Source organism: Candidatus Methanoperedens sp. BLZ2 (genome assembly GCF_002487355.1).
Taxonomy (GTDB): domain Archaea; phylum Halobacteriota; class Methanosarcinia; order Methanosarcinales; family Methanoperedenaceae; genus Methanoperedens.
In genome coordinates this window covers 1-14050 of sequence record NZ_NTMG01000058.1, presented here as the reverse complement: position 1 = coordinate 14050, position 14050 = coordinate 1, and the positions used below count along the sequence as shown (strand labels likewise).

14 protein-coding genes and 1 pseudogene are annotated in these 14050 nt (G+C 41.2%); 9 read left to right on the top strand and 6 right to left on the bottom strand.

From position 1 onward, the window contains the following. Positions 1–3: 3 nt before the first annotated feature. A complete protein-coding gene (locus CL181_RS10450) occupies positions 4–366 on the bottom strand; it encodes a 50S ribosomal protein L18e (RefSeq protein ID WP_097299256.1) in 363 nt (120 codons plus the stop codon). A 73-nt stretch (positions 367–439) separates the two neighbouring features. Then, positions 440–505: pseudogene (locus CL181_RS21540) on the bottom strand (PEP-CTERM sorting domain-containing protein); the annotation flags it as partial. Positions 506–592: 87 nt separating this feature from the next. Here CL181_RS21540 and CL181_RS10445 point away from each other — a divergent pair. The 7 genes from CL181_RS10445 to CL181_RS10410 all read left to right on the top strand — a co-directional run bounded on the left by CL181_RS10445 (position 593) and on the right by CL181_RS10410 (position 8744). Then, on the top strand, positions 593–1465 hold the full coding sequence (locus CL181_RS10445; RefSeq protein WP_097299255.1) for a hypothetical protein: 873 nt from the start codon (positions 593–595) through the stop codon (positions 1463–1465). A gap of 12 nt (positions 1466–1477) precedes the next feature. Beyond that, on the top strand, positions 1478–2425 hold the full coding sequence (locus tag CL181_RS10440; RefSeq protein WP_097299254.1) for a MoxR family ATPase: 948 nt from the start codon (positions 1478–1480) through the stop codon (positions 2423–2425). Between the two features lie 32 nt (positions 2426–2457). Continuing rightward, a complete protein-coding gene (locus CL181_RS10435; protein WP_097299253.1) occupies positions 2458–3054 on the top strand; it encodes a hypothetical protein in 597 nt (198 codons plus the stop codon). A 218-nt stretch (positions 3055–3272) separates the two neighbouring features. Further along, positions 3273–4133 carry a DUF58 domain-containing protein gene (locus tag CL181_RS10425; RefSeq protein WP_097299251.1) on the top strand — a complete coding sequence of 287 codons (861 nt, stop codon included), beginning with the start codon at positions 3273–3275 and terminating at the stop codon, positions 4131–4133. Positions 4134–4146: 13 nt separating this feature from the next. Next, a complete protein-coding gene (locus CL181_RS10420) occupies positions 4147–4359 on the top strand; it encodes a hypothetical protein (RefSeq protein ID WP_097299250.1) in 213 nt (70 codons plus the stop codon). 9 nt (positions 4360–4368) lie between these two features. Beyond that, entirely contained in the window at positions 4369–6252 is a 1884-nt protein-coding gene (locus tag CL181_RS10415; protein ID WP_097299249.1) for a vWA domain-containing protein, read from the top strand. Further along, positions 6252–8744, top strand: coding sequence for a vWA domain-containing protein (locus CL181_RS10410; protein WP_097299248.1), 2493 nt, complete (start codon positions 6252–6254; stop codon positions 8742–8744). Before CL181_RS10415 ends, CL181_RS10410 begins: the two co-directional genes overlap by 1 nt. 27 nt (positions 8745–8771) lie before the next feature. On the opposite strand, the gene CL181_RS10405 is transcribed toward CL181_RS10410, so the two are convergent. Next, positions 8772–9029 carry a type II toxin-antitoxin system RelE/ParE family toxin gene (locus CL181_RS10405; RefSeq protein WP_255251537.1) on the bottom strand — a complete coding sequence of 86 codons (258 nt, stop codon included), beginning with the start codon at positions 9027–9029 and terminating at the stop codon, positions 8772–8774. Positions 9030–9046: 17 nt separating this feature from the next. Then, positions 9047–9286, bottom strand: a complete 240-nt coding sequence (locus tag CL181_RS10400) for a DUF2683 family protein (protein WP_097299247.1) — start codon at positions 9284–9286, stop codon at positions 9047–9049. Positions 9287–9459: 173 nt separating this feature from the next. Here CL181_RS10400 and eno point away from each other — a divergent pair, with 173 nt between their 5' ends. Then, on the top strand, positions 9460–10704 hold the full coding sequence (gene eno / locus CL181_RS10395; protein ID WP_097299246.1) for a phosphopyruvate hydratase: 1245 nt from the start codon (positions 9460–9462) through the stop codon (positions 10702–10704). 277 nt (positions 10705–10981) lie between these two features. After that, positions 10982–11485 (top strand): amino acid-binding protein, encoded by a 504-nt coding sequence (locus CL181_RS10390; protein ID WP_097299245.1) that lies wholly within the window; start codon positions 10982–10984, stop codon positions 11483–11485. Positions 11486–11545: 60 nt separating this feature from the next. On the opposite strand, the gene CL181_RS10385 is transcribed toward CL181_RS10390, so the two are convergent. Then, positions 11546–12145, bottom strand: coding sequence for a sarcinarray family MAST domain-containing protein (locus CL181_RS10385; protein ID WP_176505166.1), 600 nt, complete (start codon positions 12143–12145; stop codon positions 11546–11548). Further along, positions 12142–14050, bottom strand: a 1909-nt coding sequence (locus tag CL181_RS20385; protein WP_217993146.1) for a hypothetical protein, incomplete at its 5' end; no start/stop codon positions are given. The genes CL181_RS10385 and CL181_RS20385, both read right to left, overlap by 4 nt.

The following is a 14050-nucleotide window of genomic DNA, read 5'->3' as shown; positions in this document are numbered from 1 at the left end:
TTATCACCCGATTATTCTTACCCTGGAGCCTTCCGGGTTTTTGTTCATCAGTTCTTCTATTGACAGGCATGAACCACCGGCTTCGATAATTTTGTTCCTTGCGCCTTCGCTGAAACTTACAGCTGCAACAGTTAACTGATGATTCAATTCACCAGCGCCCAGAACTTTGCCAGGTACGAGTATCAGGTCTTTTTCTTTTGTGTACCTGTTTATCCTGCTGAGATTGACTTCAGTAGCTTCTCTTGTGGGGCGCTCAAGTCTTATCGCAATATCACGCCATAGTGGAACCTGTTTGTTCCTGGATTGTTCTTTAAGACCTGAAATAAGGTCTAGCAATCTTCCATTTGTCTTGTAATTATTTTTCATTCTTTTCCTCCGTAAGATCATTTAAGATCCGACTCATGCAAACCATTTAAGGCTTTACTGCATTCGAATTGTTTCAATTCATACGCCGCAGGCCAAAACCTGCTACGGTTAATGTTGAACCAATAGTATTTGGTTCAGGTTGCCTTAATTCCTTTTTAAATACATAAACCTACCTATCCCAAGACTTAATATAATCAAAACCAATAATGCGAGTGAAGGTGACTGAATGGACGAATTTCTGGAGAAGCTAAAACAAACCAGGACTGGATTTCTTAGCAGGATGCGGATACTTTCTATCCTGGATCTGATTGCTATATTCAGCATTGTCTATGCAATTTTTATTATTATAAATCTTGAATATTTTCTAAACAAATTCTTGCCTGTCGCATCTATTCCGATCAAATTCATCCCTCCTGTTCTGGCAATTTTCATTGCTGTCCTCTTATCAATTTTATTGCATAGAAGAGATAGTAAATTAAATGTTATTAGAATTATTGAAAATAAGTATCCTGACCTGAATGAAAAACTCAGGACAGCCTACGATAACCGTAATGAGAGCAATGTCATAGTAGATTCATTAAAAACTATAGTTTCAGAATCCATGAAGGTTGTTTCACCTTCAAATCTTCTGGCTAAAAGCAGAATTATCTCAAAAGTCATTATAACGATTATTTTTATTGCAGGCATGATTTTTATTTCAAATAACCCGGGAGAATATCAGATACCGGAAAGTACACTTTCAAATATTACAAAAACATTTCCAGGACAAGAAAATAATACCGGCCTGATCGACATCATTGGACGCCCTGAGAATAGCGAAGCCATTGGGTCAAACGGGTCAGGAGACATTTTCGGAAAGCCAAAGATCGCATCCATTGAAGGGAAAAATATTGACCTGACATTATATTCCGGAGTGGATACAGGCTTTGATGTGAGAGATACAAGCCAGACAAGTAACCAGTTCATCAAATCAGCGGCATTCCCTGTGGATATCGTTGGTTCCAATGTTTCTGATGGCGGTTACAGTATGCTTATGAAAAAAACAGAAACTGAAAAGATGCTTATTAATAAATATGCAGTCGAAAGGAGTAAAATATGAACGAGGTTAAACATGAGTAATGAGACGTACACAAGCTCGACACGGATTTTCAAGGAGCTTCTTGATGAAATAGGAAAAGTTGTCGTTGGCCAGCATGAGGCTGTTGAACATATGATGATAGCGATACTGTGCAACAGCCATGCGCTTGTGGAGAGCAACCCGGGCCTGGCTAAAACACTTACGATCAGCACAATTTCAAAAGCACTTGACCTTAAGTTCAACAGGATACAGTGCACGCCTGACCTTATGCCGTCGGATATCACAGGCACGTATATTATCGAGGATATCGGCGGGAAGAAACAGTACAGGTTCGAACCCGGACCAGTGTTTGCCAATATCGTTCTTGCTGATGAGATAAACAGGGCATCGCCAAAGACCCAGAGCGCCCTGCTTGAAGCAATGCAGGAAAAACAGGTAACAGTAGGTAACAAGACATACATGCTTGATAAGCCATTCTTTATACTTGCCACCCAGAACCCCATTGAGATGGAAGGTACATATCCACTCCCTGAGGCACAGCTTGACCGATTCCTCCTTAAGATCTTAATGGACTATCCTACATTTGAAGATGAGAACGAGATCGTTAACAGGTACACTAAAAATATTGTTCCCTCCGTAAAGAGCGTAGTCTCAAAAACCGAAGTCCTTGAACTCCAGAAGCTCACCCGGGATGTTCCCATCGCAGAAGATATAAAGGTCAGGGCTATCAAGATCGTTGGCGCTACGAGGGGAAAGAGCGAGCATATTGAATACGGCGCATCGCCAAGGGCTTCTATCGGTATAATACTTGCAGCAAAAGCGCGGGCGCTTATGAAAGGCAGGAATTATGTAAGCAAGGAAGATATCGATGTCATGGCATATCCGGTGCTTCGCCACCGCATAATCCTGACATTTGAGTCCGAGCGAAAAGGCATGACGACAGACCAGGTGATATCAGATCTCATTAAAAACGTGAAATAGATGAGTGCCTGCTTGAAAGAGGTTGATTATTGATGGTGGATATAAAGGGAGAACTTCACTTTTCTCCAAACCATACTTTTAGAGAAATTGAGATTGCTTTAAAGAACAATGAAAAACTCGCCTTGATAGAGGCATTCAAAGATAGAATTTATGGATTTTACTTAAATCCAGCCAATGAATTAAGTAAAAAAGATTTTAATGCGTTTGCTATGGGAGTATTATGCGTATCAACAATTGATTGTCTTGCATGTATTAATATAACTTGCAAACCTAGAACCGTTGGAAAGAGATTTGAAGGATGGATTAGAAAAAATATAACTGAATTCAATAAACCGAATCCTGAAAAAAAAGATAAAACACTTGCACATCGTTTTTATGATGAATTCCGTTGCGGGCTTGTTCATGAGGGACGTATTAAAAATAGCGGACAATTTTCATGTCAACCAAAAGAATTAGTTTGTATGTTGAAAGGCGCAATGGTAGTTAATCCTAAGATAATGTTAAATAAAATTAATGATTCATTTGAAATATATATTAGTAAGGTTAAGACGGACGACATTGAATTTGAAAAGCTTAAGGATTATTTGAAAAACTTTGATAAGGAAATTGAATATGCGAATAGCTGTTAAGGCTAAAAAATACAATAAATCGCAGATGAACGCAGATAAACGCAGATTTGTTTGCCGGATTTATTTGGGATTAATTCACATAAATACACCGCAAAGGACGCGAAGAACGCAAAGCTTGGTAGCTATGTTCTTTGCGAACTTTGCGTTCTTTGCGGTGAAAGTCTTACAATTCCTTACAGAATTACCTGAAAATATTGTAATTAATAAAAGTGAAACCAATGATTGACACTTCATTTTTTAAAGAGCTTGATCGCTTCTCATTCATGGTGCGTAAACGCGTATCCACTGCATACAGCGGAAGCCGGCGCTCTATACTCAAAGGCAGGGGAATGGAGCCTGTAAGCTACCGGGAATACACGCAGGGAGACGATTTCAAGACCATAGACTGGAAAGTTTACGGGCGAACTGAAAAACTTTATGTAAAAGAATTCGAGGAAGAAAAAAGCTTAACAACACACATATTGCTTGATACCAGCAAAAGCATGGATTTTCGCAACAAATTTGAATATGCCGCGATGATGGCGCTTGGATTTGCATATCTTGTTACCAAGGATAATGAGAAATTCGCAGTTGCAACATTCGGTGAAGAGATAAATATCACAAAACCCAAAAGGGGTAGAAAATATCTTTCCCTTACAATTGACCTTCTTAACAGCACCCAGCTTCTGGGAAAAACACGTTTTGATTATTGCATGGAAAAATATGCAAGCGTTATAAGATCAAGGTCCCTTGTCTTTATAATCTCTGATTTTATGGCAGATATAGAAGCAATCAGGAATTCAATATTCAGGCTCGGGGATAACGAACTTGTGCTTATTCAGGTGCTTGACCCGCTGGAGAAAAACCTTGACCTTGGCGGAGAAGCAAAATTGATCGACCTTGAGACAGATGCAAAAATGGATATATACACAAGCCCCAGGCTTCGCGCCGAATACCAGAAGAGGCTGAATGACCATATCGCTAAAATAAAAGAAACGTGTATATCTGTAGGGGCTGATTTTCATACTGTCACTACGGATAAGCCGATCTTTGATTCAATATTTGAAGTTGTTAACTCGAGGGAAGCGGGGCATAAATAGGAAGGAAAAAGATATGAAATTAGAATTAATTATGAAACTTCCTGAAAAGAGCAAACAAGAAGCTTTGGCCGAATATGCTCAGAGGCTTTCAGAACTGTACTCCAGATCATATAACATTGATATTAGGAAGCTAAAAGGACAGATTTTTACACCGGAACAGGTAAGCAGATTCATTGCCAACCATATGATTCATTTTAATGGAGAAAAATTTTTTACTGCATATTAGAGGTACAAAATGGCTTTCCTTGATTCATTCTACGCAAATCCGATGCAATTCGCCAATGAGGCTGGACTTTACGCGCTTTTGTCAATTATTCCGCTTATCATAATTTATCTTCTCAGGCCAAGGGCAAAAAAAATAAAGATCCCTTCGGTCATGTTCCTTCTTGACATTGAAAAGAAAAAACGCCTCAATATTTTCAGGAAATTCCTGAAAGACCCGCTATTTCTCATCCAGCTCCTTGCGCTTATTATCATTTCACTTGCAATAGCCGCGCCTTTTATTATGGCGAACGAGGAAGCAGGCGGGGGTTCAACTGTCATTATCCTTGACGCCTCAGGAAGTATGCAGGCAGACGGAAGATTCACAAAAGCAGTGGCTGAAGCAAATAAATTCTTAAGCGCCAAAAATACCATCATTCTTGCACAGAGTATTCCCTTAATGGTAATGAAAGAAGCTCCTGCAAGCAGTGCTACGGATGCACTATCAAAACTTAAAGCTAAAGCCACAGGTGTTGACCTGTCAAGCGCCATTCTTCTGGGGAGAAGGATGCTTCCTGAGGGCGGAAGGATCGTTGTTATTTCCGATTTCATAAGCTGGGACGGTGACAGTCCCGCAATAGCAAAGAAAATCGCAGAAGCAAGCGGCATCAAAGTTGATTTTATCACCGTAAGCGGGAGGACTGACAATATTGGTATCGTTAATGGCTGGTTTGAATCCGGAGGGGATTATAAAGTAGTTATTAAGAACTTCAATAACGATGCACGGGATGTAAATATCGATGTTACGATAAACGATAAGAACGCAGTTAAGGATACGATCAATATCAAAGGCATGTCAAGTGAATATTTCAGTATCAGTGATATCTCCCTTAATCCGGGAATTACGAAGATATCAATAGATTCCAATGACGCTCTTTCTGTTGATAACAGCGCTTTCGTTTATATGCCGCCATCGATGCAGCGTGATGTCCTTTATATTACGGATAATCCAAAATCGCCTTCAATTGTTGCTCTTGGTCTTATTCCCAATACAAAAGTCACAAAAGCAGACCCAAAAAGCATACCTTCAATGTCAGATAATATCGTTGTAGTGAGCGATCCCCTGCCCCAGGACGCGGTTAAAAAACTTGAAGACTATGTGAGCAGCGGAGGAACGGCTGTAATAATCGCATCTCCGGGTCTTACGAATATGTCTCTCCTCCCAGTTGAGCCTGGGACACTTGGAAATAAGACATCCCTGAATATCGCCCGCCAGACAACCATAACAGATGGTATTGATATTGAGAAAACAAATGTCAATAAATATTTCAAGGCGCATCTGAAAGATAATGCGGTGGGTCTTGTTGAAAGCGGGGATAAAGAAAAATCAGCTATTCTTGCTTACTGGAAATTCGGAAAAGGAACAGTTGTCTATTCCGGCCTTGCTGACCCGCGGGGGAATAATATTTATGATCCGCTAAATGAACAGGTCTGGAATGATCTGCACGCGCTTCCCGATTATCCGCTTTTCTGGAAACAGATGCTTGAATGGATAAAGGGAAGCCTTGATGTGACCGAATATAATGCAAAAACGGGGATGCTGATAAAATTCCCGGCATCTGTGACAGTAAATACACCTGCCGATAAGGTGACAACAGATACGCTGCTGCTTGATGAGGTTGGTATTTATGATGTGCCCGGAAAGAACGTGGCTGTGAACCTGTATGATGAACGGGAATCAAACCTTGTCAGTAGCGGGCTTGCTGCTGAGGCATCAAATGTTTCAACCTCGCAACAAGTCGTCTATTCACCTGAAACTATCCGAAAACAAAAGAATCTTGATATTTATTTCATAATGGCTGCTATGTTCCTTGTATTTCTTGAATTGTATTACCTGCGCTGGAGGGGTGAATTATAATGGCTTTCACGATACCCCAGTTTGAGAATCCTTATGTCCTTTTACTTATCAGCCCCTTGATCCTTGTAGGGTTATATTATATACGAAAAGGTGTTTCTAAATGGATCATATATTCGCGGATCATCATCCTGAGCCTCCTGATTATTGCCCTTGCATCGCCCTACTCGCTAGGCATAACCACAGTGCGTGATGATGCTCCAAGAATAACCGTGATTTCGGATAATACTTTCAGCATGGACCTGTTCAATAAAGATACCGGGAAAAAGATATTTGATGCATTACAGCCCAGAACACCCACGAAATTCAGGGAATTCGCAGGCATCAAATCACCCATAGGTGATGAGGTGATAGGAGCCTCAGAAAATAATAATTTATTACTTGTAACTGACGGGAACGCCAATTACGGAAAAGACCTTTTCGATGCTATCTCTTTTGTTTCCCAGACAGGAACAAAAGTGTTCGCGGTGAAACAAAAATCAATCCATAATGATGCAAGTGTGGAGATTGTAAGCGCCAAGAACATCATTATCGGGAATGAGAATGTGTTCAATGTTGTTGTAAGGCAGGCAGGAAGCTATATAGTTTACAAGCTTGATGTGGACATAGATGGAAAATCAGTAATGAGCGAAACATTTTCGCAGACTGAACGAGAAAAGGTAATTCCTGTCACAGGTGCGTTTACAATTCTTGGTTCGCACAAAATGACAGCAACGATTACGCCAAACGGGGAGGACAGGTTCCAGCAAAACAATGTGTTCTATAAATCCATATTCGTTGTGCCAAAACCAAAGTTGCTGGCAGTAACGAGCGATACAGGATCGCCTCTTTATACAATTACGAATAGTCTATATGACGTTGTTACAGTGAGCTCTCTGCCATCAGATCTTTCATCCTCACCCTATAAAACTGTGATAATAGATAATAAGGTAGCGACTGAGTTACCTGCCGAAAACTTACGGAATTATGTGGGAAATGGCGGAGGGCTTGTGGTTGTGGGTGGACAATCGTCGTATGACAAAGGGGCTTACAATAATTCCCCGGTTGAAGCGATACTGCCTATAATATCAAGGGCAGGAGAATTCACAGGTGGAAGAAATGTTATTATTCTGATTGACTCATCAGGAAGCACAGGAATAGGATCACCTTCACCCATCAGTCTTATTGATGCTAATGCCATAAGCATCATCCGGGGTATTGGGCAGGACAGTCGTGTCGGTGTGGTGGCATTCAGCGGTGTAACAACACAAACCGCTATATTGCCGATGGGTTCTGAAGCAAATAAAGCAGAGCTTGAGAGTTTCGTAAGGGAGATCGGACCTGGAACAAGGGGAGGGGAGAATCCTACCGACCTTGATAAAGGACTCCACGCTGCTGATGAATTATTAAATTCGGTAACTGGTACAAAAGAGATAATAGTCATATCTGATGGATTAATAGACCCTGATGGTCTTACCGAAACAAAAAATACTGTATTAGATTTAACAGCTAAAGAAACAAAAATACAATTCATTCAAATTCTTTTGCCTGCAAATGCAAAGATACCTAACGATAATTATGACATATTGGCAAAAGCAGCCAGCACTAATGTAATACTCTTATATCCCGATGAACGGGCAAGCACCTTAATAGGGGAAGGCCCATCCGCCACCCCGACACCTGCTGAAACTCCCTCCGTAACTTACGAATATCCACTCACGATATTAGATACTGACCATTTCATAACAAAATACATCAATATTTCAGCCTCGATAACGGGATACAATGATGTGACCCCAAAACTGGGCGCAGACCGCCTTGTAGCAACTTCGCGAGGAAAGCCCATCCTTACAACGTGGGGCTTCGGGCTTGGCCGGGTTGTTTCCTTCACAACAGATAGCGGTGGCGGGGAGACTCTCTGGGCAAGCGAAGTTTATAGCGGTGAGAACTCGCGCCTTATCTCATCAATGATAAACTGGGCGATCGGTGACCCACGCCCGGCAGAAGGGGATATTATTCAGGCAGAGGATATCTGGGCGGGAACGTCCGGGAGGGTCATTGTCACATCAGATAAGCAACCTCCGGTCGTGAAACTTGACGGCGCACCTCTTGATCTTTCAAGGACAGGGCCGACCACATACGAAACCACGATCAATCTTGAGACCGGGGATTTCCATGACATTTCAGGATATGGGATTGCTGTAAATTATCCCCTGGAATACAGGGAGATCGGGTTTAATGATAAATTGAATGATGTCATTGTATCAAATGGAGGGCGTGTGTATAACGAAGATGAAGTCCAGGGGCTCATGTTTCTGGATATAAAGGAAAAAGCGGTTCGTACTGTGAATGAGCCAAGGAGTGAAAAAGAACCATATCTTCTTGCTGCGCTTGTGCTATTCCTGGCGGAAGTGATAATCAGGAGGTTGAAAGATTACAGGAAAGATAGGCCAGTGATCGAAGAGAATCCTCCAAGAGCTGTTGTTGAAACGGTTATGGAGCAAGAGGCTGTGTAAAGGATTTCTAAGTAATTCTTGTGAATACTAATGTTTGTAGATATTATCGTGGTGGTCATAATCTTCAAGAATGACGGTCTTTGATTCCTCATCAATAGAAAAAGTCAATACGAAATGTTTATCCACATGTACTCTTTTCCAATCATTCAAAGGAGCACGAAGGTTTTTGTATCTATGTGGATCTGATAATATTTCCTCTACTTTTTTGAGGATGATCTCAACTTGTTTCCTGTTCTTTTTTGCTAACTTTTTCAGGGTATTTTCAAGATCAGGTTTTATCTTCAAATTGTACAATAAAAAGTTCAAAGACCTAATCTACCCCTCAATTTTTCAATACTTCCAACATCGACAGGTTTTTGCTTAATTATTTTCTTTGTTTTTTCGATATATTCGGGTCTAAACTCCGGTTCGAGTATTTCCTCTTCATATTGTAAAGCCATCAGATCTATTGCAGAACTTTTGTCATTTAAGTCATATTTAGCCTGAATAATATCCAGGATTTTGTTGGTATGTCCATCAATGTTTATTGTTGCCTGAACCATATGTTTTGCCTGATATCAATTTGTTTTATATTAATATATAAGTTTTCACTTCTTTTCTCATTCCAAGGATGATTAACCGGGTGAAAATGAATGAAGTTTTGCCTAGAAGGGTTTTTATTTCTTTAAACTATCAAGTATATTCTGATCTAAAAAAGTCCAAAAGGTGATATTCATTGTTTATTGACCACATCCATGCAAGAGAAATCTTAGATTCACGGGGAAATCCCACGGTAGAGGTTGACGTTTTTACAGAAGGCGGATTTGGCCGCGCAAGTGTTCCTTCTGGCGCATCAACAGGAACGAACGAAGCGCTTGAATTAAGGGATAAGGATAAGCGTTATCTTGGAAAAGGCGTGATGAAAGCTGTAAACAATGTCAATACGGAAATCCGGGAAGCACTTCTGGGAATGGATGTGCGCGACCAGCGCGAAATAGACGCAACAATGCTTGAGCTCGACGGAACAGAGAACAAATCAAAGCTTGGCGCCAATGCTATTCTTGCAGTCTCGCTTTCTGTGGCTCATGCCGCAGCGGATTCACTGGGTATTTCACTTTACCGCTATCTTGGCGGAACAAATGCATTCACTCTTCCTGTTCCCACGATGAACGTCATAAACGGAGGCAAACACGCAGGAAACGAACTTGCGATACAGGAATTCATGCTTCAGCCCAGCGGCGCAAAAACATTTTCCGAAGCCCTTCGTATGGGGGCCGAGACCTATCATACCCTCGGCGCAATACTTGTGAAAAAATACGGGAATTCTGCGGTCAATGTGGGCTACGAAGGCGGTTATGCCCCGCCGCTTAAAAATACGACCGATGCCCTTGATGCGCTCACGGATGCGATAGAAGAAGCAGGATATAATAAGAAGATAACAATTGGTCTTGATTCCGCTGCAACCGAGTTCTATAAGGATGGCAAATATAAAGTCGATGGCAGGATATTATCGAGCGGGGAATTAATCGATTTCTATGCCGAGCTTGTCGATACTTACCCGATCCTCTCTATCGAAGACCCATTCGAGGAAGAATCATTCGAGGATTTTGCAAAATTGACAAAAAAATTGAAGGATACGATAATAATAGGCGACGACCTTTTCGTGACCAATGTAAAGAGGCTTGAGCAGGGTATCAGAATGAATGCTGGAAATGCGCTGCTCCTCAAGGTGAACCAGATAGGCACGCTCTCCGAGGCATTTGATGCGGCGCGGCTTGCCCAGAAGAACAAATTCAAGGTAGTAGTAAGCCACAGGTCAGCAGAAACAGAAGATACCACGATCGCTGATATTTCAGTTGCTATCGGCGCCGAACTTATCAAGACAGGCGCGCCGGCAAGGAGCGAGAGGAATGCGAAGTATAACCAGCTTCTGAGGATCGAGGAGGAGCTGGGGAAGGCGGGGCGGTTTGTTGGGGTTTGATTCACTCTCTATGAATTGATTTGGAATAGTACTATTTTGTCCAGAGTATACCGGTGACTGCGGGCGATATGATTTAAAAAATAGGAGAATATAAAAGAAGTCATAGAGATGTGCCTCGAAGAGAATAAAGTGGAAGAGTTGAATAAATTTGTAGGATTTAGAGAATTGGAAGTTGCACAGTATGCCTAAACTTCCTGTAATCAAGAAGATTAAGAAACCTTGATTTATTAACCAATACGATAAACATTAGTATCAAAAATTACCATATTAAGAATTAATGTGGACTATCATCCAGGAAAAATTTAAAAACCATCCGGCACAAGAAAAGGTGATCAGATTGCTTCTGGAAAGAGGTTTCCAGATAAATGCCCAGGGCAGGGTAGTTTCAGGCGGTATCGAAATACCTCACACACAGATCGCAAATGAGATAGAAGTTGATAGGAGAGTGGTTGACTCAACATGTGAAACTATTTCAAAGAATGAGAAATTGATGCAGATATTCCAGAATGTCCGCACAATACCATTCTTAAGGGATGTGGCACCATTATTGGGTCTTGGTGTAATAGTCATTGCTCCTGACAATGCTGCCCGCAAGGGTCTCCTGGGTGCAGTCGCAACAGCCGTGTCAGAGCATGGAGTAATTATCAGGCAGGCCGTATCTGATGATCCATATCTTACTGAAAATCCCCAGCTTACAATAATAACAGAAGGAAAAGCAAGCGGTGAACTCCTGGATTCGCTTACCAGAATAGAAGGCGTAAAGAGCGTGACAGTATATTAGATGACATTTGTGTTTATAATTATAGTTCAGATAATTCGGCTCCCTTGTTGATCAACAAAGTCATGCTCTCGTTCTGAGGCGCCAAGCAACAAGCAGTGCCATAAAGACAAAAATCACTGGAGGGAACGGTGTCTCTTTTGCCTGAGCGCCGGTTCCTGTTATTTCCGGTGCGGGAGTCGTGGCGGCGGCGCCGGTGTATTGCTCATCGAGGATGTAGGGATTGGCGATTGTGAATTGGATTTTTTTATTATTCATACCCTTATTAAATTGAACGAAAATATTAAGTGGTGCGTTTCCATTTTTCCATGCACCATTCGGAGTAACAGTCCATGTATATGTTTTTGACCAACCAGACTCCATATTCAAGTTATCTATCCAATTTTCAATATCGCTTGGTCCATTAATTATCTTATAAGCTCTTGTAACACCAGGCTCATATAATTTAAAACTTACATCACCGTCGATTTTTAAGATTACTTCAACTTTAACTTCAACTGGTTCTCCAACCCTTAATTTGATACCTTCTACTGTTTCAACGGTTGCATTTTGTTCATTAAACCATGCTTTAACTATCCCATATTCATTTTCTTCTGCTGATATTATATCTATATTCAAAAACAATATAATAAAAATTATTATAATTATTATTTTTAATTTCATATTATATTCCATCCTGGTGTTTCTTCAATAGGATTTATTGTGTTTTTATCTCCGACTCCTGTTATTTTGCCTGGCGGTACTGCTATGAATGTCCCAGTTGTGAAATTGAATTTTATTGGTGAATTATCTCCAATAATAGCATTAGTTATGGTATCCCGAATTCTTCCATTTTCTCTCACATACACCTGCGCTTCATGCCCGAATATTGGATCGGGATGCACCTCATTATCGATATCCTGCACTTCAAACTTAACGAACTCACCCTCAACATCAATAGACCATGCATTAAAAGTTGCGATCCACGGCTCAAGAGTAGGCAAAATATGGATTCCGTTTCTCAACAGTAGATTATTATTTCTCACTTTCAATGAATATAATCTCGGATTAGAAGGAAGGGGTCTGAATGCATCCAGATAATTCGGCTCCTGGTTGATCAACAAAGTCACGCTCTCATTCCATGCCTGAAGCTTCCCTGGCTCATAAATATTCCCATTCTCATCCACATGATATGCTCTCATGCTAACAGCAAGCGGCAGCTTGAACCCGCGCGACAGGAACTTTGCAGCATCGCGGTTTGCCTGCTTCACTTTATCAGGTTCGGAAAAGTTTTTCTTTATCTCATCATCGATTCTTTTACTCCCTTCAGAAAACTTCTCCCGTATCTGATACTTCACCTGGTCAATATACCACTCGCGGATAACAGAAATCACCTTTGCACCTGCGCTATTATATTTACCTGTATAATAATTTGACTTATTCACATACCCTGTCTCTCTAATGGTGATCTTCTCAATCAGGTCATCCCGTGCCGCATTGATCAGGTCAGAAGGAACAGGATAATTCTCATAATTGATATCAGGGTCAAGATGAATATCACTCCTCATCCGTTCAGTAATATCATCAACAGCATACTGCGTCTCCCCAGAAACCCATGCGGGTTCATCCACTGTAAACGATTTTTTGTCAGTATCACCATTCAAATCCATGTTCTTCAGGTTCGATATCTTATTAGAATCGAAGAAATCCCTGTATTGCAGGTATGCAGGTTCAAGATTCGGGTCTATGTAATCAACCCCATTCAAGAGAGACAATCCGTATCCGTATGTCACATCCTTTGAAACATAAGTCCCGGACAGGTCATTTTTCGATGCAAGAGATTTCCCTGCAAAATCAAGATTGATATTGGTATTTGAATTCTCAACAGCCTTCAAAGTAATCGCGACCCTATCCATGCGCGAATCAGTAGTGGTCATATAATTATAATGCGGCACCTGCTTCGTACAATCTTTCCCGCATGATTCAGTGACCCAGTACGTGTGCCTCCAGACATGATTTCGCGTCCATGTGAGCTCCCAGGTTTCACCATACAGGTTTCCGGGAACATACGAGTCTTTTGCTATCGTTCCTGTCTGCGTCATGCTGTCAGGTTCGCCCCAGTCCTCAGTACTATCACTTTCTTCATATCCGTCATGAGATCCAGGATAATCCGTTGTTTGCCTTGCAACACCAGTTGCAAATAAAGTACTGTAAACCGGGGTAATGACAGCTCTTATCTTCTTATTCACGATCGAGCCGCCAGGCTTTGAATCATTGTTGAGGTAATCAGTAATAACTGTGGTATTAAAATCGTATTTTCCTTTCTGTGATTCTTCCTTTGCCTTATCAGGATCATCAGTTGAATTATATGCATCCTCCTTCGGGTCAACTTTGATAGAATTATTATCAAGCATCACATCCTCGTATTTCTTTTTCTTTCCCAAAATCGTGTATGCGGTCTCGTTTGCATATTCAACAAGGCTCATCGGGTCAATTGAGTTAAAAACAAAACCCTGGTCAAGAAGCAGCGCCCCATTAAGGATCAGGGAAAGGTGCGAGTTGTTAACGATGTTAAGGGGTGTTTCTTTT